General features: G+C 76.7%; 22 protein-coding genes and 1 pseudogene. 12 read left to right on the forward strand and 11 right to left on the reverse strand.

Translation table 11 applies throughout. The annotated features are described in order from the left end of the window. The first annotated feature begins 126 nt into the window (after positions 1-126). Entirely contained in the window at positions 127-651 is a 525-nt protein-coding gene (locus tag ACH35V_RS17355; protein WP_395973449.1) for a hypothetical protein, read from the forward strand. 138 nt (positions 652-789) lie between these two features. Then, positions 790-1,239 carry a DoxX family protein gene (locus tag ACH35V_RS17360; protein WP_395974140.1) on the forward strand — a complete coding sequence of 150 codons (450 nt, stop codon included), beginning with the start codon at positions 790-792 and terminating at the stop codon, positions 1,237-1,239. A 122-nt stretch (positions 1,240-1,361) separates the two neighbouring features. On the opposite strand, the pseudogene ACH35V_RS17365 reads toward ACH35V_RS17360, so the two are convergent. After that, positions 1,362-2,258 (reverse strand): annotated as a pseudogene (locus ACH35V_RS17365) (SgcJ/EcaC family oxidoreductase); the annotation flags it as partial. A gap of 119 nt (positions 2,259-2,377) precedes the next feature. Continuing rightward, positions 2,378-3,439, reverse strand: a complete 1,062-nt coding sequence (locus tag ACH35V_RS17370; RefSeq protein ID WP_395973450.1) for a 3-oxoacyl-ACP synthase III family protein — start codon at positions 3,437-3,439, stop codon at positions 2,378-2,380. Positions 3,440-3,678: 239 nt separating this feature from the next. On the opposite strand from ACH35V_RS17370, the gene ACH35V_RS17375 reads away from it, so the two are divergent. The 4 genes from ACH35V_RS17375 (at position 3,679) to ACH35V_RS17390 (ending at position 8,511) form a co-directional block, all read left to right on the forward strand. Then, on the forward strand, positions 3,679-4,713 hold the full coding sequence (locus ACH35V_RS17375; protein WP_395973451.1) for an ACP S-malonyltransferase: 1,035 nt from the start codon (positions 3,679-3,681) through the stop codon (positions 4,711-4,713). A gap of 179 nt (positions 4,714-4,892) precedes the next feature. Next, entirely contained in the window at positions 4,893-6,749 is a 1,857-nt protein-coding gene (locus tag ACH35V_RS17380) for an acyl-CoA dehydrogenase (protein WP_395973452.1), read from the forward strand. 237 nt (positions 6,750-6,986) lie between these two features. Beyond that, a complete protein-coding gene (locus tag ACH35V_RS17385) occupies positions 6,987-7,562 on the forward strand; it encodes a TerD family protein (RefSeq protein ID WP_138650437.1) in 576 nt (191 codons plus the stop codon). A 169-nt stretch (positions 7,563-7,731) separates the two neighbouring features. Further along, positions 7,732-8,511, forward strand: coding sequence for an HAD-IIA family hydrolase (locus tag ACH35V_RS17390; RefSeq protein ID WP_395973453.1), 780 nt, complete (start codon positions 7,732-7,734; stop codon positions 8,509-8,511). Positions 8,512-8,554: 43 nt separating this feature from the next. On the opposite strand, the gene ACH35V_RS17395 is transcribed toward ACH35V_RS17390, so the two are convergent. Then, positions 8,555-8,962 carry an ester cyclase gene (locus ACH35V_RS17395; protein WP_395973455.1) on the reverse strand — a complete coding sequence of 136 codons (408 nt, stop codon included), beginning with the start codon at positions 8,960-8,962 and terminating at the stop codon, positions 8,555-8,557. Between the two features lie 58 nt (positions 8,963-9,020). On the opposite strand from ACH35V_RS17395, the gene ACH35V_RS17400 reads away from it, so the two are divergent. The 4 genes from ACH35V_RS17400 (at position 9,021) to ACH35V_RS17415 (ending at position 11,026) form a co-directional block, all read left to right on the forward strand. Beyond that, the gene (locus ACH35V_RS17400; protein ID WP_395973457.1) at positions 9,021-9,647 is read left to right on the forward strand and encodes an IMPACT family protein; all 627 of its coding nucleotides are present in this window, start codon (positions 9,021-9,023) and stop codon (positions 9,645-9,647) included. A gap of 97 nt (positions 9,648-9,744) precedes the next feature. Beyond that, positions 9,745-9,930, forward strand: coding sequence for a hypothetical protein (locus ACH35V_RS17405; RefSeq protein WP_395973459.1), 186 nt, complete (start codon positions 9,745-9,747; stop codon positions 9,928-9,930). Between the two features lie 185 nt (positions 9,931-10,115). Next, on the forward strand, positions 10,116-10,262 hold the full coding sequence (locus ACH35V_RS17410; RefSeq protein ID WP_395973461.1) for a hypothetical protein: 147 nt from the start codon (positions 10,116-10,118) through the stop codon (positions 10,260-10,262). Continuing rightward, on the forward strand, positions 10,250-11,026 hold the full coding sequence (locus ACH35V_RS17415) for a sulfite exporter TauE/SafE family protein (RefSeq protein WP_395973463.1): 777 nt from the start codon (positions 10,250-10,252) through the stop codon (positions 11,024-11,026). Before ACH35V_RS17410 ends, ACH35V_RS17415 begins: the two co-directional genes overlap by 13 nt. Before the next feature lie 26 nt (positions 11,027-11,052). On the opposite strand, the gene ACH35V_RS17420 is transcribed toward ACH35V_RS17415, so the two are convergent. The 6 genes from ACH35V_RS17420 to ACH35V_RS17445 form a co-directional block, all read right to left on the reverse strand. After that, complete coding sequence (locus ACH35V_RS17420) at positions 11,053-11,304, reverse strand: hypothetical protein (protein ID WP_395973465.1); 252 nt, start codon at positions 11,302-11,304, stop codon at positions 11,053-11,055. Between the two features lie 97 nt (positions 11,305-11,401). After that, a complete protein-coding gene (locus tag ACH35V_RS17425) occupies positions 11,402-12,484 on the reverse strand; it encodes an NAD-dependent epimerase/dehydratase family protein (protein WP_395973467.1) in 1,083 nt (360 codons plus the stop codon). Between the two features lie 130 nt (positions 12,485-12,614). Further along, on the reverse strand, positions 12,615-13,430 hold the full coding sequence (locus ACH35V_RS17430) for a methylated-DNA--[protein]-cysteine S-methyltransferase (RefSeq protein WP_395973469.1): 816 nt from the start codon (positions 13,428-13,430) through the stop codon (positions 12,615-12,617). Then, the gene (locus ACH35V_RS17435; protein ID WP_395973471.1) at positions 13,427-14,176 is read right to left on the reverse strand and encodes an RNA polymerase sigma factor; all 750 of its coding nucleotides are present in this window, start codon (positions 14,174-14,176) and stop codon (positions 13,427-13,429) included. The genes ACH35V_RS17430 and ACH35V_RS17435 overlap by 4 nt, the downstream gene beginning before the upstream one ends. Before the next feature lie 48 nt (positions 14,177-14,224). Further along, the gene (locus tag ACH35V_RS17440) at positions 14,225-14,890 is read right to left on the reverse strand and encodes a response regulator (RefSeq protein WP_395973473.1); all 666 of its coding nucleotides are present in this window, start codon (positions 14,888-14,890) and stop codon (positions 14,225-14,227) included. Further along, positions 14,887-16,290 carry a sensor histidine kinase gene (locus tag ACH35V_RS17445; protein WP_395973475.1) on the reverse strand — a complete coding sequence of 468 codons (1,404 nt, stop codon included), beginning with the start codon at positions 16,288-16,290 and terminating at the stop codon, positions 14,887-14,889. The genes ACH35V_RS17440 and ACH35V_RS17445 overlap by 4 nt, the downstream gene beginning before the upstream one ends. Positions 16,291-16,514: 224 nt before the next feature. Here ACH35V_RS17445 and ACH35V_RS17450 point away from each other — a divergent pair, with 224 nt between their 5' ends. Next, positions 16,515-18,383 carry a sensor histidine kinase gene (locus tag ACH35V_RS17450; RefSeq protein WP_395973477.1) on the forward strand — a complete coding sequence of 623 codons (1,869 nt, stop codon included), beginning with the start codon at positions 16,515-16,517 and terminating at the stop codon, positions 18,381-18,383. Beyond that, positions 18,380-19,048 carry a response regulator gene (locus tag ACH35V_RS17455; protein ID WP_395973479.1) on the forward strand — a complete coding sequence of 223 codons (669 nt, stop codon included), beginning with the start codon at positions 18,380-18,382 and terminating at the stop codon, positions 19,046-19,048. Before ACH35V_RS17450 ends, ACH35V_RS17455 begins: the two co-directional genes overlap by 4 nt. A 92-nt stretch (positions 19,049-19,140) precedes the next feature. Here ACH35V_RS17455 and ACH35V_RS17460 read toward each other — a convergent pair whose 3' ends face one another. Continuing rightward, positions 19,141-19,938, reverse strand: a complete 798-nt coding sequence (locus ACH35V_RS17460; RefSeq protein WP_395973481.1) for a phosphatase PAP2 family protein — start codon at positions 19,936-19,938, stop codon at positions 19,141-19,143. 123 nt (positions 19,939-20,061) lie between these two features. Continuing rightward, positions 20,062-20,745 (reverse strand): DedA family protein, encoded by a 684-nt coding sequence (locus ACH35V_RS17465; RefSeq protein WP_395973482.1) that lies wholly within the window; start codon positions 20,743-20,745, stop codon positions 20,062-20,064. Between the last annotated feature and the right edge of the window lie 40 nt (positions 20,746-20,785).

Consider the following 20,785-nt stretch of genomic DNA (forward strand, 5'->3'; position numbering starts at 1 on the left):
GGGGGGGGGGGGGGGGGGGGGGGGGGGGGGGGGGGGGGGGGGGGGGGGGGGGGGGCGGGGGGGGGGGGGGGGGGGCTGCTGGGCTGCCTGCCCTACCTGAGCTACGGGCTGCTGCCGCTGTTCGCGGTGCCGCTGGCGGTGCTGGCCCTGACCCGTCCCCGCGCGGCCACGGTCGCCGCCGCGGCCGCGGGGCTGGCCGCGGCGCCGGCGGTGTTCACGCTGCTGGGGTTCTGGTGGCCGGACGGCGTCCGCGCCACCCTGGACACCTACCTGATCAGCCGCGGGTCCGCGCAGCGCTCCTACGCCTACTTCGCCGCCGCGAACCTGGCGGTGCTCGGGCTGCTGACCGGCCCGGCGGTCGCGCACGCGCTGCCCCGCGCGGCAGGCGCCCTGCGGCAGACGGCCCGGACGCGCGCGGCGGCTGCCTCACCGGCGGGCGGGGTCGCGGCGCTGGCCGGGGCGGCGCTGCTGGGCGTGCTCGTCCTGGACGCCTCCGGCGTCACTCGCGGCGAGGTCGAGCGGATCTGGGTGCCGTTCGCCGCGTGGCTCACGGTCGCCGCCGCGCTACACCGCCCCCCGGCCCGGGCGTGGCTGGCGGCGCAGGCGGCGACGGCGCTGGCCGTCCAGGCCCTGGTCCTGTCCCCCTGGTGACCACCGGCCCTCTGACCTGCGCCGATACCCCCGCCAGAAAAAGGTTGAAGAAAATCCGGGCGGGATGTCGATCCGGGGGCGATCCGTGCGACGCGTCAGTGAAAGGCCGATGAGACACCGCACGGAAGGACCACCGCCATGACCGCCACCCACACCCTCACCGCCGCCCCTGCCGCCACCGCCGATGTGGAGGGACGCCGCGTCCTGCGCAAGGCGCTGTGGGGCCTCCAGATCCTTCTGGCGGCGTTCCTGCTCTTCGCATCCGCGCTGCCCAAGTTCGCCGGGCAGGCCGACGCCGTGAAGACCTTCAGCGAGATCGGCTGGGGGCAGTGGCTGCGGTACGTGACCGGCGCCGTCGAGGCCGCCGGCGCGATCGGCCTGGTGATCCCGCGGCTGGCCGGGCTCGCCGCCGCCGGGCTGATCGGCCTGATGGGCGGCGCCGTCCTCACCCAGCTGCTGGTGCTGGAGCCGGCGTGGAGCCTGCTGCCCGCCGCGTACGCGGTCGTGTTCGCCGCGGTCGCCTGGGACCGGCGCGCCGAGTCCCGGCAGGCGCTGCGCTCGGCGCGCAGCCGCGTCCTCGGACGCTGACCCCGCGCACCACGACGGCCCCCCGCACACCACGACGGCGGCTCCTGCCGCGCCAGGGCGCTGAGCTCGGCCGTCAGCGCGGCGGCGTCGTCGGGACGGCCGTGGTAGGCGGCCGGCGTCGTCTGGAACAGCGCCACCCGCCACTCGCCCATGAGCTGCGACGCGGTGACGGTCTGCACGGCGTTGGCGTCGGCGTTGACGTCCGGGGCGCCGGTGGCGCCGGGCGGGACCATCCCGGCGACGGCGTGCAGCACCGCGGCGCCGGGGCCGACCAGCCGCACGTCGCGGACCGCGGCGACGTAGCGGGCCGTGGGGTGGTGGGCGAAGATCTCCGCCATCCGCGCGGCGATCTCCGCGCGGCCGGCGTGCAGGCTGCCGTCGAACCCGATCGAGACGCCGTCGTCGCGGAACGGGGCGGCGAACGCGCGGCCGTCGCGGGCGTTCCAGCCGTCCAGAATCCCCCGGTACAGGCCGCGGACGGCGTCCAGCGCGCCGAGCCGGGCGGCGTAGCGGTCGTGGTGGACCTGCCAGCGGCCGGTGGTCCAGTTCGCCCAGTCGACGCGGGCGCCGTCGAGGGCCTCGCCGAGGTAGTCCAGGTGCAGGTGCCAGCCCGCCAGGGTCTGGACGAGGTACTCCCCGGGCAGCCGGACGTCGCTGGTGAACACCAGATGCGTCCCTTCGGGTGCGGGGGCCAGCTCCCAGCGGAGCCGGCCGTGCAGGTCGGAGTCCAGCTCCAGCAGCCGCGGCGGGTCGAACGCGGTGACGGTGCCGCGCGCCACGGCCTGCTCGGCGGGGTCGGCGGCGTTCAGCCAGCGCAGCTCGAACTTGCCGCCGGTGGCGGGTTCCAGGTCGGCGTCGGCGAGCCACGCCGACAGCTCGGCGGGGTCGGTCAGGGCCCGCCAGACCCGCTCGGGCGGGTGGCGCAGGCGGCGCTCGAACCGCAGCAGGGTGCGCCCGTCCCGGTGGGTGGCGGTGCCGTCCGGAGCGGTCGCGTCGCCGGCCGTGCAGTCGGTGCCCATAACTTTCGCCTGCCTTTCCGGTCGCGGGTGGTGCCCGGCCGTGCGGGCGGCGCGCCCGCACGGCTCACACCACCGAACATAACTCCTTCCGCATATAACTTGCAAGGCATGAACGGGGGTCAGGGGGACGGCGGCCAGGTGATGAGGGTGTGCCCCCAGGTGACGCCGGCGCCGAACCCGGCGAGCAGGACCAGGTCCCCGGGCGCGATCCGGCGGGTCCGCAGGGCCCGGTGCAGGGCGTAGGGGAGGCTGGCGGCGCCGATGTTGCCGACGTCGTGCCCGGCGATCGCCAGCTGCGCCTCCTCCAGCCCGGCCGCGGCGGCCAGCGCGGCGACCAGCCGCGGGTTGGGCTGGTGCGGGACGACCAGCGCCAGGTCCGCGGGCTTGATCCCGGCGGCCTCGGACGCCTCGGCCACCAGCCGCGGGAAGATCTCGCCGATGAAGTCGCGGACGGCCCGCGCGTCCATGTGGATGGTGTGCCCGCACCCGGTCACGGTGCCCGCGCTGGCGGGGGAGCGGCTGCCGCCCGCGGGGATGAGCACGTCGCCGGCGCGGGTGCCGTCCGACCCGAGCGTGACCGGGCCGATCCCGTACGGGCCCGCGACGGGCCCGATCACCGCGGCGGCGGCGCCGTCACCGAACAGCGCGGTGGTGGCGCGGTCGGCGTCGTTGAGGAAGCGGGAGTACACCTCCACGCCGATGACCAGCGCGTACGGGGCGGGGCCGCGCTGGGCGGCGAGCCAGCCGACCGCGGCCTGCAGCCCGTAGACGAACCCGGAGCAGGCGGCGGCGACGTCGAACGCGGCGGCGCGGGACGCGCCGAGCAGCGCCTGGACGCGGCACGCGGTGGACGGGCCGAGCTCGTCGGGGGTGGAGGTGCCGAGCACGATCAGGCCGACGTCGGCGGCGGCCACGCCCGCCTCGGCCAGCGCGCGGCTCGCGGCGGCCGCGGCCAGGTCGGAGGCGGCCTGCCCGGGCGCGGCGACGTGCCGGTGCCGGATGCCGGTGCGGCCCTCGATCCAGGACGGGTCCAGGCCCAGCGACCGCGACACCTCCTCGCTGGACACTTTCCGGTCGGGCAGATACGCACCGGTACCCCATATCGACCATCCCATTTTCCCGCCGTCAGGCTGTCCGAAATGGGTCCGGTATTCGCGCGGCTGCTGCTCGGGGTGGGTCATCGCTCGCTCCCCTCGACCGGCGTCGCCGCCGGTGGTCACTGGTCGGCCCGGCCTGCCGGGCCGCCCGGCCCGCGCCCCCGCCGCCGCGGGCGCGTGACGTGCGCACACCACTGACGGTTGCCAGACCGATCCCACGAGTGAATAATCCCATTTCAGGGTCTGTGTTCCATAACTACGAGTTAAGCGGCCTTTATCCGAATAGAGATGAGAACCTTTCCTTCGAGGTAAGGAGACCCCCGGTGTTCTCTGATCCGCATCCGGCCGAGGAGCTCAAGCCCGACGACGCGTGCGCCTTCCTGTTCGCCGGCACCGGCTCGGCCGGAGCCCCCGACCTGCCCGCCCTCGCCCGGACCGGACGCGGCGCCGCCCGCGCGGTCGCCGACGTCCTGGACGCCGTCCAGGAGGGCCTGCCCCGCACCCGCTGGCCGTCGATGCGCACGATCCTGCTGGACGACCCCGCCGCCTACCGGACGGCGGCGCGCACCCCCGGCGTCGCGCAGCTGGCCGGATACGCCGCGTCCGTCGCCGTCGACCGGGCGCTGCGCACCGGCGGCGTCCAGCCCGCCTACGCGGTCGGGCAGAGCTTCGGCGAGATCGCCGCGCTCGTCGGCGCGGGCGCGTTCGCGATCGCCGACGGCGCCCGCATGGCCGTCAGCCTCGTCGGCGTCCTCGCGCGCCGCGGCCGCGGCGGCGGCATGGGACTGCTGGAGGACGGCGAGGACGGCGCCCGCGCCGCCATCGACGCCGCCGCCGAGCCGCAGGTCGTGGTGGCGTCGCTGAACGCGCCGTCCGCGACCGTCGTCGCCGGCCCCGACGGGCCGCTGGAGCGGGTCCTGGACGCGGCCCGCGGCCGGGGGGTGCGGGCCGTGCGGCTCGCCGTCCCCTACCTGTCGCACCATCCCGCGATGGCCGGCGCCGACGACGAGTGGTACACGATGATCCGCCGCTACCCGCAGCGCCCGCTGGAGCTGCCCGTGCACTCGCCGGTGCGCGGACGCGCCTACCACGACGGCGACGACCTGCACCGCGCGCTGGCCGACTGCATCGTCAAACCCGTGCGGCTCCCGGACGCGCTGCGCGCCGTGCACGCGGCCGGCGCGACCGTGTTCGCCGAGGCCGGCGCCGGGAACGCGCTGTGCCGGTGCGCGCGGCTGACCGTCCCCGGCGCGCGGACCCTCACCCCGCTGCGCGAACGCCCCCACCACGGCCCCGGCGGCCGGGACGGCGAGGGCGCCCGCCGCGGCGGCAAGGCCGACCCCACCGCCCGCCCCTGACGGCCCCGCCCCTGACGGCCCCGCCCCTGACGGCCCCGCCCTGGCCCCGCTCCAGGCGGACGCCGCCCGGCACGCCGCCCGGCACGCCGCCTGGCACGCCGTCTGGCACGTCCTCCAGCACGCCTTCCGGCAGCATTGAGAACACTCCTGCGCACGGCCCGAGGAAAGGATCGACCGCCGTGGAAACCTTCACCGCCGCCGTCCCCGACGAGGGCCTGCTCGGCTTCGTCCGCGGCCCGTCCCTGGACGCCAAGACCCGGACGCGGATCGCCGAGGCCGTCCCGGACGAGTTCTTCACCTACCCCGGCGGCCTCACCGCCCGCGACCACCAGGCGCTGACCTACGAGCGGCTGCGTCGGGCGGGCCTGGCCGCGCCGCCCGCGGCCGAGCTGCTGGCCGACCCGCCGGCGCTGTGCGCGCTGCTGGAGCGCGCCGCGATCGCCGACCCGGCGCTGTTCCACGTGATGCTGCTGCACTACACCCTGGCGCTCGGCCCGATCCTGCGGTTCGGCGCCGCGCAGATGGGCGGAGAAGGGGACTCGGCCGGGCAGCGGGCGGGGGAGCGGGGGCTGCGGGACGCGCGCGACGCGCTGGCGTCGATGGACTCCTTCGGGACGCTGCTGATGACCGAGGTCGGCCGCAGCAACAGCCACCTGTCGCCGCGCACGATCGCCCGCCACGACCCCGCCTCGGGCGGGTTCGTGCTCAGCACGCCGGACGCGCAGGCCGCCAAGTTCCCCACCAGCACCGCCCACCCCCGCGTCCCCAAGACCGCCGCCGTCTACGCCACCCTCGTCCACGGCGGCGCCGAACGCGGCGTGTTCGTGTTCGTCGTGCCGCTGCGGGGGCCCGGCGGCGCGGTCGCGCCGGGCGTGCGGGTCGTCGACGCGCCGGAGACGACGGGGCTGCAGGTCGACTACGCCGCCGTCCTGCTGGACGATCTGCACGTCCCCTACGGGGCGTGGCTGCGCGACGGCGCGTCCATCGGCGCCGGCGGGTCCTTCCACGACCCGGCCGGGTCGGCGGCGGCGCGGCTGACCCGCTCGATGGGCATCGCCCCGGCGGTGTGGCGGGCGGTGATCTCCGCGTCGGCCGCGATCACCCGCGCGTCGGCGGGGACGCTGCTGGCGCATTCGGCGGGCCGGGCCACCCTCGGGCGGCTGGCGCCGCGGCGGCCGCTGACCGACTACCGCAACCAGCAGGAGGCGGTGCTGGGCGCGCTGGCCGCCGGGTACGCGCTCACCGCCGTCGCCGAGCACGTCAAGACCGCCCGCACCGCCGCCGACGCCCCCGGCGGCGCGGCGGGCGGGCCGGACACCGCGTGGGCGCCGTGGTCGGCGGTCGACCGGGACCTGGCGCTGCTGAAGGCCGCCGCGACCGTCCAGGCGCAGGAGACGGTGTCGGCGTGCCGGGTGCACAGCGGCGCGCCCGGGTTCGCCGCCGTCGAGCGCCTCAACGCCTACCGGGGCCTGGCGCACGCCTACATGAACGCCGGCGGCGACAACGAGCTGATCCTCTACGACACCGCCCGCGCGATGGCCGACCTGGACCGCTACGTCCCGCCCGACCCGGGCGCGGGCCCGCCCGACGGCGGCGACCTGGCCTCCCCGCGCGTGTGGCTGTTCCTGGCCCGCGAGGCCGAGCGGCGGATGCGCGACCGGCTCGCCGCGCGCGTCGCCGCCGCCCGCGACGGCGGCGACGACCCGTTCGCGGCGTGGAACGGCAACCTGGTGTTGGCCGCCCGGACCGCCGCGGCGAGCGCGGACCGGATCGTGCTGGAGATCGTCGGCGCCGCCGCCGAGTCGGGTCCGGACGCGCTGCGGCCCGTGCTGGGCCTGCACGCCCTGAACGTGCTGGACCGCCGCGCCGCGGACCTGCTGAACGAGGGCGCGGCGCCGCCGGGGTTCCTGGACGAGGTGTGGGCGGCGCGGCGCCGGGCCTGCGACGAGCTGGCCCCCCGCGCGGGCGCGCTGGCCGCCGCGTTCGAGCTGCCCGCCCCGGTCACGTCCCCGACCGCGTTCGTCACCTCCCTCTGACGCGCCCCCGGCGTGGGTTCGGCGCCCGCTCGGCGTCCGGCGCCCCGCCCGCCGGTCGTCTACCGGACGGATGACAGGCTGGCGAGCGCCCCGGACGCGGGGAAGAAACCGCACGCCACGCCGTGAGTTTGCCAAGGAGGCGGGGGAACCCGCGCGATGTGGCTACCGTTCTCGTTAGACAGACGAACACGCGCGGGTGACAACGGGCCCGCGCGGGCCGATACGGAGGTAGACACAGTGGGAGTCAGTCTGAGCAAGGGCGGCAACGTCTCGCTGACCAAGGAGGCTCCAGGACTGACCGCCGTCGTGGTCGGTCTGGGCTGGGATGTTCGGACCACGACCGGGACCGACTTCGACCTGGACGCCAGTGCGCTGGTGTGCTCGGCGGAGAACAAAGTGCTGTCGGACCAGCACTTCGTGTTCTTCAACAACCTCAAGAGCCCCGACGGCTCGGTCGAGCACACCGGCGACAACCTCACCGGCGAGGGCGAGGGCGACGACGAGCAGATCAAGGTGAGCCTGTCGACCGTCCCGGCCGAGATCGCCAAGATCGTGTTCCCGGTGTCGATCTACGACGCCGACGGCCGCCAGCAGAACTTCGGGCAGGTCCGCAACGCCTTCATCCGCGTGGTGAACCAGGCCGACAACAGCGAGATAGCGCGCTACGACCTGTCGGAGGACGCCTCGACCGAGACCGCGATGGTGTTCGGCGAGCTGTACCGCAGCGGCGAGGAGTGGAAGTTCCGCGCGGTCGGCCAGGGGTACGCCTCCGGCCTGTCGGGCATCGCGTCCGACTTCGGCGTCAACGTCTGAGCGTCCGCGAAGGCCGGACGCCGGCGCGAGCGCCGGAAACGCCGTAGTCCGGACGGACGAAACGGGGCGTCCCGGGGACCTGGTCCCCGGGACGCCCCGTTTCCGCGCCCGCCCGTCCCGGGGCGGCGGGGCGGTCCGGGGGAAGATCTTGGCCTGCGACAATGGGGGCATGAGCGAGCGCGGGCCCATCGATTACTGGCTGTCGGACATGGACGGCGTCCTGGTGCACGAGGGGCGTCCCGTGCCCGGCGCCGAGGAGTTCATCCGGCGGCTGTCGGCGTCCGGCAAGCCGTTCCTGGTGCTGACCAACAACTCGATCTACACCCGCCGTGACCTGTCGGCGCGGCTGGCGGCGGCGGGGCTGCGCGTGCCCGCCGAGTCGATCTGGACGTCGGCGCTGGCGACCGCGAAGTTCCTGGCCGACCAGCGGCCCGAGGGGTCGGCGTACGTGATCGGGGAGGCGGGGCTGACGACGGCGCTGCACGAGTCGGACTTCGTCCTGACCGACATCGACCCCGACTACGTGGTGCTCGGCGAGACCCGCACCTACAGCTTCTCCCAGATCACCCGCGCGATCCGGCTGATCGAGGCCGGCGCGCGGTTCGTGGCGACCAACCCCGACCCGGTCGGCCCGTCCCCGGAGGGGTCGCTGCCCGCCTGCGGCGCGGTCGCCGCGATGATCACCCGCGCGACCGGGGTGGAGCCGTACTTCGTCGGCAAGCCGAACCCGCTGATGATGCGGACGGCGCTGAACGTGGTCGGCGGGCACAGCGAGCGGACCGCGATGGTCGGCGACCGGATGGACACCGACATCGTCGCCGGGGTCGAGGCGGGGCTGGAGACGATCCTGGTGCTGACCGGCGTGACCGGCAAGGACGAGATCGCCCGGTTCCCGTTCCGGCCGCACCGCGTCGTCGCGTCCATCGCCGACCTCATCGAGCTGGTCTGACCCGCACGGCCGATACGCCGCGGCCGGGTCAGCCGCGGCCGGGTCAGCGGACGGCGCCGAGGGCCGCCATCAGGCCCATCGTGTCGGACACGACCCAGTACTCGGCGAACCGGCCGTCCTCGGCGCGGAAGATGTCCTGCCCGGAGAACGACACCGGGGTGCCGGGCGCGGCGGTCGCGCCGGGGACGCCGCCGCGGTACTCGCCGTGGAAGGTCCAGCCGGCCGCGACCATCCCGTCGCCGACGACGGGCCCGACGTCCAGGGTGGTGCGGACGCCGGCGAAGTATCCGTGCGAGCGGCGGACCTGCTCGGCGGCCTCGGCGGGCCCGTGCACGTCGAGGTTCGGCCAGTGCCCGGTGAAGCCTGGGGTGAGGATCTCCCCGGCGACGGCGTAGTCGCCGGCCCACACCTCGAACAGCCAGCGCCGGTACAGCTCGTCCAGCAGGTCCATCCCTCCACGCTGACCGCGCGGGGACGGCCGTGTCAAACGCCGTAGACTCGGTGCGGCCATGCGCACGATCAAACAGGCGGGGTCCCGCGAGCTGGAGATCCGCCGGTCGCGGTTCGTCTGCACCCTCGCCCGCGCCGCCGGCGAGGACGACGCGGCCCGGTTCCTGGACCTGCACCGGCGCGCGCACCGCGACGCCACCCACAACTGCACCGCCTACGTGGTCGGCGAGCACGGCGAGATCACCAAGAGCAGCGACGACGGCGAGCCCGCGGGCACGGCCGGGATCCCGATGCTGGAGGTGCTGGTGCGGCGCGGCCTGACCGGCACCGTCGCGGTCGTCACCCGCTACTTCGGCGGGGTGAAGCTCGGCGCGGGCGGCCTGGTCCGCGCCTACGGCCAGGCGGTCGCCGGCGCGATCGACGCGGTCGGGGTGGTGGAGCTGCGCCCGGTGGTGACGGTCACCGTGGCGGTGGAGCACGCGCTGGCGGGACGGTTCCTCGGCGACCTGCACGCGCGGGGCGTCCCGCCGGGCGACGTCCGCTACGGCCGGGACGTGGAGGCGGACGTGGCGGTGCCGGTCAGGGACCTGGACGAGTTCGAGGCGTGGACGGCGCAGGTCACCGCCGGCCGCGCGTCCCTGCGCCGCGGCGCCCCCGGATACGTCGAGGTCCCCGTCACCCCGTGACCTCGTGACCCCGCTGGATGCTCCGCCGCCCGCCCTGCCGAGCCCCCGGCGCCCCCGGCATAGCGGGCGGGCGGCGCCCACGGCGACGGGAGACGTCGTGGGTCTGGCCGTCCAGGCTGGGGTGCGTCCTGTCCGGCAGGGCCGCCGCTGGTCGGCGCGATGGCGCATCCAGGCTCGGGCTGTCGCCGCCGTCCAGGACGAGCGCGGGACGGCGACCCGCGCGGCCGGGTCGGAGGGCATGACGCCTCCCGCGGCCGAGTCGTCCATGACCATCGAGTCGTAGGCGAGCGCCTCCAGCACGGCCGGGTAGGCCGACGGTCGTCATGTACGGCGCCGACGTGTCAGCGCGGCGGACCCGGGGCCGTTCGGGCAGCAGGGATCTCCGAGCCGCGCGGTGTTCGGCATCGGCGGGGAGGGGCGGCGTCCGGTGGGGTTCGGCGGTGGGGCGGTGGTGTAGCGTGCGCGGCGATGACCAGCAGGTTGACCCTTCGCGACCCTGCCCGGGCCGTGGTTCTCGGCGTGTCCGGCGTCGGCGGCGCGGTGCTGGAGGGGGCGGCGGGCGGGACGTTCCGGCGTGAGCCGTCCGCCCGCGCGGCGGGCGCGTGGGCGGGGTGATGGCGGGGCTGGACGTGTCGGCGGTCGTGGCGCTGGCGGTGATCGGGCTGGTCGCCGGCGCGGGGATCGCCGCGGTGGGGCCGGGCGGGGTGCTGGCCACGGCGGGCCTGTTCGCGGTGACGGCGCTGTCGCCGGCGCAGGTCGCGGGGACGGCGCTGGCCACCAACGTCGCGACGGGCGTGCTGGGCGCCGCCGTCTACACCCGGTCGGGGGAGCTGCGCGACCCGGGGACGCGCAGGACGGCGGTGCTGCTGTCGGGCGGGGCGGTGGCGGGCACGCCGCTGGGCGTGCTGGTGAACGGGCTGGTGACGGGCCGGGTGTTCGGGGTGCTGCTGGGGGCGCTGATCGCGCTGGTGGCGGTGCTGGTGCTGCGGCGCCCGCCCGGCGGCGCGGAACAGGGGGTGGGCGGGCTGCGCGGCGGGACGGTGGTCGCGGCGGGCGCGGGCGTGGCGGCGGTGGGCGGCATGTTCGGCGTCGGCGGGCCGATGCTGTGCGTGCCGCTGCTGGTGGCGCTGGGCGTCCCGGTGCTGTCGGCGCTGGCGGCCGCGCAGGCGCAGTCGGTGGTGATCGCCGGGGTCGGGACGGCCGGGTACGCGGCGGCGGGCGCGGTCGACTGGCCGCTGGCGGCGGTGGTGGGCGTCCCGGAGCTGGCGGGCGTGGTGCTGGGGTGGATGATCGCCCGCGCGGTCCCGGCGCGGGCGCTGACGGGCGCGCTGGTGGTGAGCCTGCTGACGCTGGCGCCCGACGTCGCCCTGCACGGCTGACCCGCGGACGGACGCGGGCGGCCGAGTCAGCCGCCGAGGCTGTCCAGGGCGACGTCGAGGCGCTGGGCGAGGGTTTCGAGCTGCTCGTCGTTGGCGCCGGTGTCGAGTTCGGCGATCACGGCGTTGCGGGTGGTGATGACCAGGGCCTCCTCGGGGCCGTCGCCGCGGCCGGGGTCGGCGGGCACGACGGCGGCCCGCCCGCCGACGACGACGAGCGCGGCGTCGCGGTGCGCGGAGGCCAGCAGGGCGTGCAGATGGTCGGACGTGATCGTCGGCATGGGGTGACCTCCAGGTGCGGGCGCCGAGACGACGGCGAGGGCGGGCAGGCGGATCGCCGCGGGCGGACGGGCCGCCGCGGACGGACGGGCGGACGGGTCAGGGTTTGCGGCCGATGCCGGTGGCGAACTCGCGGGCGCGTGCCGGGCCGCCGGTCCCGGGCGACAGCGGCGGGGTGTCGCGGCCGGCGCCGGTGCGCAGGCCGTCCAGGAACTCCTCGATCGCCTCGCGGGCGGTGCGGCGGGGCGTCCAGCCGAGCTCGTCGCGGGCCCGCGAGACGTCCATGAGCGGGATCTGCAGGGCCAGGTCGAACAGGCCGGGGGAGGCGGGCACCAGGTGCAGCGCCCACGCGGCGGCCAGCGCCGCCCGGACCCCGCGCGCCGGGACCCGGACGGTGCGGGCGCCGAGGATGTCGGCGAGCTCGGCGGCGTCCAGTACGGGGTCGGCGGCGATGTTGAACGCGCCGCGGACCTCGCGGGTCACGGCCAGGCGGAACGCCTCGCCGGCGTCGGCGGAGTGCAGGGCCTGCAGCCGCAGCCCGGGCAGGTCCGGGACGGCGGGGATCAGGCCGGGGCGGGCGAGGCGGCCGGGCAGCAGCGGCCCGGCGAACAGGCGCCGCTGCTCGGCCGCGCTCTGCCGCTCGAAGATGAACCCCGGCCGGATCCGCACGACCCGGCACTCGGGGTGGAGGGCCTCGAACGCGTCCAGGAGCCGCTCGACGTAGGCCTTCTCGCGGCTGTAGGCGGCGCCGGGCCAGCCGTGCGTGGGCCAGGACTCGTCGACCGGCCGGTCCTTGGGCCCGGGCGAGTACGCGCCGACCGACGAGGAGTACACCAGCGCGGGCACCCCGGCCCGCGCGGCGGCGTCGAACACGCGGGCGCTGCCGACGGCGTTGGCGTCCCACGTCACCGCGGGCCGGTGGGTGGGCTGGAACAGCCACGCCAGGTGCACCACGGCGTCGGCGCCGCGCATCAGCGGGACCAGGTCGGTGTCGGTGACGTCGGCCTCGGCCCATTCGACCTTCCCGCCGCCGCCGTCGTTCGGGTCGGCGACCGGGTCGGCGTCGGGGCCGGGTGCGCGGCGGGCCAGGCCGGTGACGGCGGTGACGCCCGGGTCCGCGGCGAGCGCCCGGACCGTGTTGGTGCCGATGTTGCCGGTGGCGCCGGTGACGACGACGCGCATGGCAGCCTCCCCCCTCGTCGTGCCGCCCCCGCGAGGGCCGTCCCGCGCGGATGGACGGGACCGCCCCATTCCCGCCTCCCGCCGATCTATGCGCCGGGCGGAGAGGGCCGGCCGGGGGAGGCGGTGAGGGTCAGGCGGGCCGGGGGTCGCCGGGGCGGCAGTGCCGGCACGGCCGGTACCCGGCGGCCTCCGCGGCGGCCAGGCCCGGGAATCCGCGCCGGTGCGCGGGCGTGATCCGCCGCGCGTCCCCGCAGGTGGGGTAGCACACGATCCCGGTGGTGTCGCTGCCGACCAGCCGCACCCCGCGCCGGGCCAGCTCCACGGCCTCCTCGACGTCGACGTCCTCGGCGCGCAGCAGCCGCTCCTTGGCGTCCGCGCCGAACACGTAGTCGCCGAGCGTCCCGTCCGAGCGGGTGACGCGGTGGCAGGGGATCAGCAGCGGGACGGGGTTGCGGCCCAGCGCCGACCCGACCGCCCGGACCGCCTTGGGCCGCCCCGCCGCACGCGCCACCCACGCGTAGGGGCGGGTCTGCCCGCGCGGGATCTTCGCCGCGGCGCGCAGCACGGCCGCCTCGAACTCGCTGAGGCCGCGCAGGTCCAGCCGCAGCCCGCCGAGCTTCCCGGCGCGCAGCGCGGGCACCAGCCCGGCGGGCGGACGGGCCGCGGGCAGCAGCGGCCGCGCGAACCGGGCGCGGAACGCGGCGGTGAACTCCTCGTCGTCCAGCCCGGCGCGCAGGTAGGCGACGCCGTGGTCGGTGAAGGCGACCTGCAGGCCCTCCAGCGGCCCGGGGACGTGGACGCGCCGCGCGGCGATGCGGTCCAGCAGGGACGGGGGAGCGTCGGCGGCCAGCCCGGCGAGCTCTCCGGCCAGTTCCCCGGCCGGGTCTCCGTTCAGGTCGCGGGCCGGCGGGTCGGGGGCTGCGTGGGCGGGATCGGTGCGGGTCATCGGGTACCCCCTCGCTGGTCAAGGTGCTGCGGATCGTGATCGGCCCCGTCCGGGGCGGATGGGGCGGGGTCGTGTTCGGTGCGGAGTTTGCGCAGGCGTGCCAGGCCGCGGGAGATGTGCGACTTGACGGTGCCCTCCGGGACGCCCAGCACGGCCGCGATCTCCGCGACGGGCAGGTCGGTGACGTGGCGGAGCACGACCGCCGCGCGCTGGGCGTGGGGGAGCTCGGCCAGCAGACCGGCCAGTTCCCGGCCGGTCTCGTGGCGGGCGGCCGCGTCCTCCACGCCCTCGCCCGGGTCGGGCGGGTCCGGGGCGTCCTCGATCGGCGGGCCGGGCGGCGGGCGCCGGGACGCCGACCGCAGGCTGTTGCGCCACACGTTCGTCAGGATCGTCAGCAGCCACGCCCGCGGGCGCAGCCCCTCGATCCGGTCCGGGCCGTACCCGCACAGCGCCCGGTAGGCGCGCAGGAACGCCTCGGCGGACAGGTCCTCGGCCTCGGCCCACCGCCCGCACAGCCGCAGCGCGGTGGAGAACACCGCGCCCCGGTAGGCCTCGTAGAGGGCCTCGAACCCGGTGTCCAGGTCCCGCGCCAGCGCCGCGACGACCCGCGCGGCCGCGGCGTCAGCGCCGTCGGCACCGCCGTCAGGGCCGTCGGGGGCCGCCTCGCCGCCTGGGCCGCCGGCGCCGTCAGGGGCGGGGCCGGGCGGCGGGGCGTGGTGGTGCAGGGCTTCGTCCGTAACCGTCACATCCGTTCAAACACCGCCGTGACCGGCCCGGTTGCGGCTCAGGGCCGGTCAGCCGAGCCATCCTGGACGGATCATGCCCGTCTCGTAGGCCAGCACCACCAGCTGCGCCCGGTCCCGCGCGCCGAGCTTGGCCAGGATCCGGCTGACGTGGGTCTTGGCGGTGGCGGGGGACAGCACGAGCCGTCCGGCGATCTCCTCGTTCGACAGGCCCGCCGCGACCAGCTCCAGCACCTCCCGCTCCCGGTCGGTGAGCGAGTTCAGCTCCACCGCGGGCGGCGGCGCGGTGATCCGGGACGCGAACTCGGCGATGAGCCGCCGCGTCACCGTCGGCGCCAGCAGCGCGTCCCCGCGCGCGACCACCCGCACCCCGTGGATCAGCTCGGGCGGCTCGGTGTCCTTGACCAGGAACCCGCTGGCCCCGGCCTTGATCGCGCCGTAGACGTAGTCGTCCAGGTCGAACGTCGTCAGGATCACCACGCGGACGGCGTCCAGCCGCGGGTCGGTCATGATGCGGCGGGTGGCCTCCAGCCCGTCCAGGACGGGCATGCGGATGTCCATCAGCACCACGTCGGGCAGCAGCTCCGACGCCCGCCGCACCGCCTGCTCCCCGTCCCCGGCCTCGGCGACGATCTCGATGTCGTCCTCGCCCTCGAGGATCGACCGGAACCCCGCCCGCACCAGCGTCTGGTCGTCGGCCAGCATCACCCGGATCACGCGATCCCCTCCATCTGCTCCCGCTCCTCGCCCGGCCCGCCCAGCGGCAGCCGCGCCCACACCCGGAACCCGCCCGCCGGGCCCGGTCCCGCCGTCATCTCCCCGCCGACGGACGCGGCCCGCTCGCGCATGCCGCGCAGCCCGTTCCCGTCGCTCCCGCCCAGCTCGCCCGTCCCGCCGGGGTCGGCGGGGTCGGCGGGGCCTGAGCCGTCGTCGTCGATCTGCACGATCACCGCGCCCGGGACGCGGCGCACCTCCACGGTCACCGTCGCGGCGCCCGAGTGCCGGACGGCGTTGGTCAGCGCCTCCTGCACGATCCGGTACCCGGCCAGCCCGACCGGCGCGGGCAGCTCCGCCAGCGCCTCCACCCCGCCCGCGCCCGGCTCGGCGGAACCAGCGTCCGCGGGATCGGCCGGGACGGGGGCGGGATCGGCGAGGTCGCCGGCGCGGCGGACGGTCACCCCGGCCGCCGCGGTCTGCTCCAGCAGGTCGACCACCCGCGCCAGCGACGGCTGCGGCGCCGCCGGCCCGCCGCCCGCGTCGGCGGCGTCGACCTGCCGCAGCACGCCCAGCACCCCGCGCAGCTCCCGCAGCGTCTCCTTGCTCGCCGACTTGATCGCCTCCAGCGCCGCGTACGCGCGGGCGGGGTCGTCGCGGCGGTGCAGCGCCGCGCCCGCCTGCACGTTGATCAGCGAGATCTGGTGGGCGAGGACGTCGTGCAGCTCCCGGGCGATCCGCAGCCGCTCGGCGATGGCGCGGCGCCGCGCCTCCTCCTCGCGGGTCCGCTCGGCCTCGGCGGCGCGCCGCTCGGCGGCCACGGCCCGCAGGTGGCGGGTGCGGACGTACTGCCCCAGCGCCACCGCCAGCAGCAGCCCGAGCGACAGCGACGCCACGCCGCGCGCGTCGACGATCGCCTCGGGGTCGCCGCCGTCCTCGCCGCCGCGCGCCACCGACACGACCACGAACCCCGCGTTGACGACGATGACCGCGCCCAGCGACACCGCCAGGCGGCGCTCGGCGGCCGCGGTGAACAGCGCCACCCACAGCACCAGCGCGATCGGCCCGTCCGGGTAGCCCAGCGGGTAGTACATCGGCGGCGCGATCGTCCCGACCACCAGGACCGCCACCGGGTACCGGCGCCGCACCGCCAGCGCCAGCGTCGCCACCACGATGATCGCGAACCCGCCTGGCCACAGCGCGCGGTCCTCGGGCTTCTCGGCCTGGACGCTCATCACCAGCGTGGCGGCCATGACCGCGAACGCGAACACCGCGTCGGCGGCCTGCCCGCGCGGCCACCGCACCCACGCCGGCCGCCGCGGCCGCCGCGCCGCGCGGGCGGCGGGCGCCGCGGGCTCGGCGGGCGGGCGCTGGCGCTCCGGAGGCGCCGGGGTCTCGGTCACGCGCCAACCGTAGTTCAGCCGCGGTCCCGCCCGCGCACACCCGCGCCCGCCGGCGTCCGCCCGCGATCACCGCACGGCCCGGCCGGACGCCCCGGCGCGGGCGCGGCACCGACCAGGACGCGCGGTGCGCGGCGGGCCCGGCACGGCGTCCCGGCGGCCGGGGGCGGACGTTCCTGACTTTCGTCAGTAACGCCGCAGTTCAAACCGCTTGTAGCGTGGGGCGCGTGAACGTCCCGGCGACCACCGTCCACGATCCCGCACGCCCGCCCACGGCCCGCGTCACCGCCCGCATCGCCGGCGCGGCCCGCGCCGCCAGGCCCGGTGCGCTGCGCCAGGCCGTCCGCCGGGCCGTCCGCCGCCCGTCGCGGTCCGCGCTGGTCAAGGACGTCGTCATGTACGCGGTCCTGGCGTTCCCCGTCGCCTCCGGCGGGATCACCCCGCCCGAGCCGGGCCGGGCGTCGTGGTGGCTGCAGGCCGCCGGGCTCGGCGTCCTGGCCGCCGCGGTCGCCGTGTGCCGCGCCTGGCCGACCGCCGCGCTGCTCACCGCGATCGCGCTGATCGCCGTCCACGGCAACTTCACGTTCGCGATGCCCGTCCTGGCCTACCTCACCGGGCTGCGCACCACCCGCGCGCAGCCGCTGCTGTGGGGGTTCGCCGCCGTGTTCGTCGGCGGCGCGGCGCTGGCGATGATCCGCGGGATGGACGTCACCGCCTGGTTCCCCACGACCGTCTGGCTGGTCCTGCTCGGCGTCCTGCCCTGGCTCGTCGGCCGCTACTGGCGCCAGTACCAGGAACTCCTGCACGCCGGATGGGAGCGCGCCGAGCGCCTCGAACACCAGCAGCGCATCATCGCCGAACGCGAACGGCTCCGCGAACGCGCCCGCATCGCCCAGGACATGCACGACTCCCTCGGCCACGAACTCGCCCTCATCGCCGTCCGCGCCGGGGCCCTGCAGGTCGACCCCGGCCTCGACGACCGGCACCGCACCGCCGCCGCGCAGCTGCGCGCCGGCGCGGCCGAGGCCACCGAGCACCTCCGCGAGATCATCGGCGTCCTGCGCGAGGAGACCGCCCCGGACGCCTCCGCACCGGACGGCGCGGCCGCGGCGCCTGCGCGTCCCGCGGGGGAGAGCATTCCCGAGCTCGTCGAACGGGCACGGGCCTCCGGCGTCCCCGTCCGTCTCGCCGACGACTCCGACCTGCCCGGCGACCTGCCGCCGATGGTCGCGCTCGCCGCCCACCGCGTCGTGCAGGAGGCCGTCACCAACGCCGCCAAGCACGCGCCCGGCGCGGCCGTCACCGTCCGCCTCACCCACCGCGAACCGGCAACCGACAGCGAACCGGCCACCGACAGCGGCGGCGGGACGGGCGGCGGCGTGATCACGGTGGTGGTCGCCAACGAGGCGCCGCCCGGCGAACCGCCCCTGCTGCCGTCCGGCGGGCACGGCCTGACCGGGCTCACCGAACGCGTCCGCCTCCTCAGCGGCACGCTCCGCGCCGGACCCACCGCGGCGGGCGGCTTCACCGTCACCGCCGACCTGCCCACCGCACCGCCCGCCACCCTCCCACCCGCCGCCCCGTCCGCCGTCCCAGCCGCGGCCGGCGCTGCGGGCGCGGCGCTGCGCGGCGCCCTCGGGCTCACCGGCACCGGGGCGGGCGCGGGGGAGTGGTCCTCCGAATCGGCCCGCCACCTGGCCCGCGAACGCCGCCAGGTCCGCCGCGGCCTGATCACCGCGATCGCCGTCCCCGCCGCGCTCATGGCCGCGCTCGGCGCCATCATGACCGGCTACTACGTGTACGCCACCCTCAACTCCGTCCTCGCGCCCGCCGACTACGCCGCGCTGCGCCTCGGCGCCGCGCAGAGCGACGTCCAGGACGCCCTGCCGCGCATGGAGGCGATGGGCTCCGGCGTCGTCAAGGCCACCGTCCCCGAACCCGCGCACGCCGACTGCCGCTACTACCGGCCCGACGCCAACCTCGTCGGCGTCAACCGCTACTACCGGCTCTGCTTCACCGGCGGCCGCCTCACCGGCAAGGACTCCTACGACACCGGGCAGCTCAGCGCCCGGCAGCAGCGGAAGGACGCCGAGTGATCCGGGCACTGCTCGCCGACGACGAGGCGATGATCCGCGCGGGCGTCCGCGCGATCCTGACCGCCGACCCCGGCATCGACGTGGTCGCCGAGGCCGCCGACGGCCGCGAGGCCGTCGACCTCGCCCTCCGGCACCGCCCCGACGTCGCCCTCCTGGACATCCGCATGCCCCGCCTGGACGGCCTCGCCGCCGCCGCCGAACTCCGCCGCGCCGCGCCCGGCACCGCCGTCATCATCCTCACCACGTTCGGGGAGGACGAGTACATCGCCCGCGCCCTGTCCGGCGGCGCCAGCGGCTTCCTGCTCAAGTCCGGCGACCCCCGCGAACTCATCGCCGGGGTCCGCGCCGTCGCCGGCGGCGCCGCCTACCTGTCCCCGAAGGTCGCCCACCGCGTCATCACCGAACTCGGCGGCGGCCGCCTGTCCGGCGGAGCCCGCGCCCGCCGCCGCACCGCCGGGCTCACACCGCGCGAACGCGACGTCCTGGCACTGCTGGGCGCCGGGCTGTCCAACGCCCAGATCGCCGCGCGGCTCCACGTCGTGGAGGGCACCGTCAAGGCCTACGTCAGCGCGATCCTCACCCGGCTGGACGTCCGCAACCGCGTCCAGGCCGCCGTCATCGCCTACGAGGCCGGGCTCGTCGACGGCATCGAAGAGAACACCTGACCCGCTCCCGCTGCTCAGGCCCCCCGTCCTGGTCCGGCACGTCCTGGTCCGGCAGCGTCCCGCTCCGACGGAGTGCCGGTCGCCGCTGGACGTCAGGGGCGCGGGCCTCCGCGGCGGGTCAGGCCGCCCATCACGTCCGGCATCGTCACCTCGGGCATCGTCACCGACGCCTCCGGCCCGCCGCCGCCCCGCCGCGCCGAGGCCGCTCCGGCATGCACCGGCACGCCCTGCGGGACACCGCCCGCGACCAGCCTCGAGGCGCCGGGCATCGGGCCGCCGGGCGCCGCCGCCGGTCCGGCGCCGAGCAGCGCCGCGCCCGCCGCCACGCCCCGCAGCGCCTCCACCGCCCGCCGCGACACCGCCACCAGCACCAGCGCCGCCGCAGGCGCCACCACGACCCCGACCAGGAACCCCGCCGCCACGTCATGCGGATAGTGCACGCCCACGAACACCCGCGAGAACGCCATCAGCGCCGCCAGCGGCAGCACCAGCGGCGCCAGCCCCCGCCACGCCACCACGATCGCCGCTGCCGACGCCGCCGCGATCGTCGCGTGATTGCTCGGGAACGACCAGTCGCCCGGCGACGGGCACGCCGCGATGTGCACCGCCCCCGCCACCGCACGGCACGGACGCTCCTGCTCGATGAACGTCTTGGACACCTCGCTCACCAGATACGCCGCCACCACCGCGAACGGCGCCGCCAGCGCCAGGCCCATCGACCGCGCGTCCCGTCCCCGGGCCCGCCACCACCCCGCCACGAACAGCGCGGCGAACAGCAGCAGGCCCCCGTCGGTCCCCACCTCCGCCGCCGAATGCACCCACGACGGCGTGCCCTCGGCGAACCCGGTGATGTCGCGGTACAGATCGGCGCTGAAATCCGGCGCTCGCATGCTCTCCCTCACACTCGAAACGGGCCCCTGCCCGACACCTTTGAGACACTGTGCAGACCGCTGAAGTTCACCTTAAAGTCATCTGTCGGCCACCTCGGTGCCAACGGCGAACCGGGGCGGTGGTCACGCGCCCGACATCGGCCCCACCCGGTCGGGGACGTCCGTGCCGCACCCACCCGGTATGTCCGCTACATCCGATACGTCCGACGCGGCCTGGCGGCGGCGCCGCAGGAATCGCACCGCCTCCACCACCGCCGTCACCGACAACGCCAGCCCGATCCCGACCGCCACGCCCTTCAGCGGATCGTCCTCGAACGCGTGGCCGCCGACATACCCCAGCAACCCCCCGTACAGGCCCCACGACACCGCCGCGACCCCCGCGAACAGCACGAACGACCGCGGCCTGAACCCCACCGCGCCCATCGTCAGCGTCACCGCCGTCCGGCCCCCCGGCACGTACCGCGCCACGACCAGGATCAGCCCGCCCCGCTCGTCCATCGTCCGCCGCGCCCACCCGAACGCCGCATGCCGCCTCGACCCCGGCCGCAACGCCCGCAGCACCCGCCCGCGCGACCCCCGCCCGATCAGATACGACACGTGATCACCGGTGAACGCGCCCAGCGCCGCCAGCACCACCACCAGCACCAGCTCCGGCTGCCCCGACGCCGCGTACACGCCCCCCGTGATCACCACGCTCTCGCTCGGCACCACCGGGAAGAACCCGTCCAGCGCCGCCAGCACGAACAACGCCAGGTAGAACCACGGCGACGTCACCGCCGTGTCCACCAGCCCCATCACCGCATCCATGAACCCGACGCTAAGAAACAATGAACGGTCCCCGAATCCG

Source organism: Actinomadura sp. 1N219 (assembly GCF_044326405.1).
Lineage (GTDB): Bacteria > Actinomycetota > Actinomycetes > Streptosporangiales > Streptosporangiaceae > Spirillospora.

Excerpts from the sequence above, each read along its gene's own strand:
- ACH35V_RS17360 (WP_395974140.1), top strand. The coding sequence starts at position 790 with ATGACCGCCACCCACACCCTCACCGCCGCCCCTGCCGCCACCGCCGAT.
- ACH35V_RS17370 (WP_395973450.1), bottom strand. The coding sequence starts at position 3,439 with ATGACCCACCCCGAGCAGCAGCCGCGCGAATACCGGACCCATTTCGGA.
- ACH35V_RS17390 (WP_395973453.1), top strand. The coding sequence starts at position 7,732 with ATGAGCGAGCGCGGGCCCATCGATTACTGGCTGTCGGACATGGACGGC.
- ACH35V_RS17395 (WP_395973455.1), bottom strand. The coding sequence starts at position 8,962 with ATGGACCTGCTGGACGAGCTGTACCGGCGCTGGCTGTTCGAGGTGTGG.
- ACH35V_RS17400 (WP_395973457.1), top strand. The coding sequence starts at position 9,021 with ATGCGCACGATCAAACAGGCGGGGTCCCGCGAGCTGGAGATCCGCCGG.
- ACH35V_RS17410 (WP_395973461.1), top strand. The coding sequence starts at position 10,116 with ATGACCAGCAGGTTGACCCTTCGCGACCCTGCCCGGGCCGTGGTTCTC.
- ACH35V_RS17420 (WP_395973465.1), bottom strand. The coding sequence starts at position 11,304 with ATGCCGACGATCACGTCCGACCATCTGCACGCCCTGCTGGCCTCCGCG.
- ACH35V_RS17425 (WP_395973467.1), bottom strand. The coding sequence starts at position 12,484 with ATGCGCGTCGTCGTCACCGGCGCCACCGGCAACATCGGCACCAACACG.
- ACH35V_RS17430 (WP_395973469.1), bottom strand. The coding sequence starts at position 13,430 with ATGACCCGCACCGATCCCGCCCACGCAGCCCCCGACCCGCCGGCCCGC.
- ACH35V_RS17460 (WP_395973481.1), bottom strand. The coding sequence starts at position 19,938 with ATGCGAGCGCCGGATTTCAGCGCCGATCTGTACCGCGACATCACCGGG.
- ACH35V_RS17465 (WP_395973482.1), bottom strand. The coding sequence starts at position 20,745 with ATGGATGCGGTGATGGGGCTGGTGGACACGGCGGTGACGTCGCCGTGG.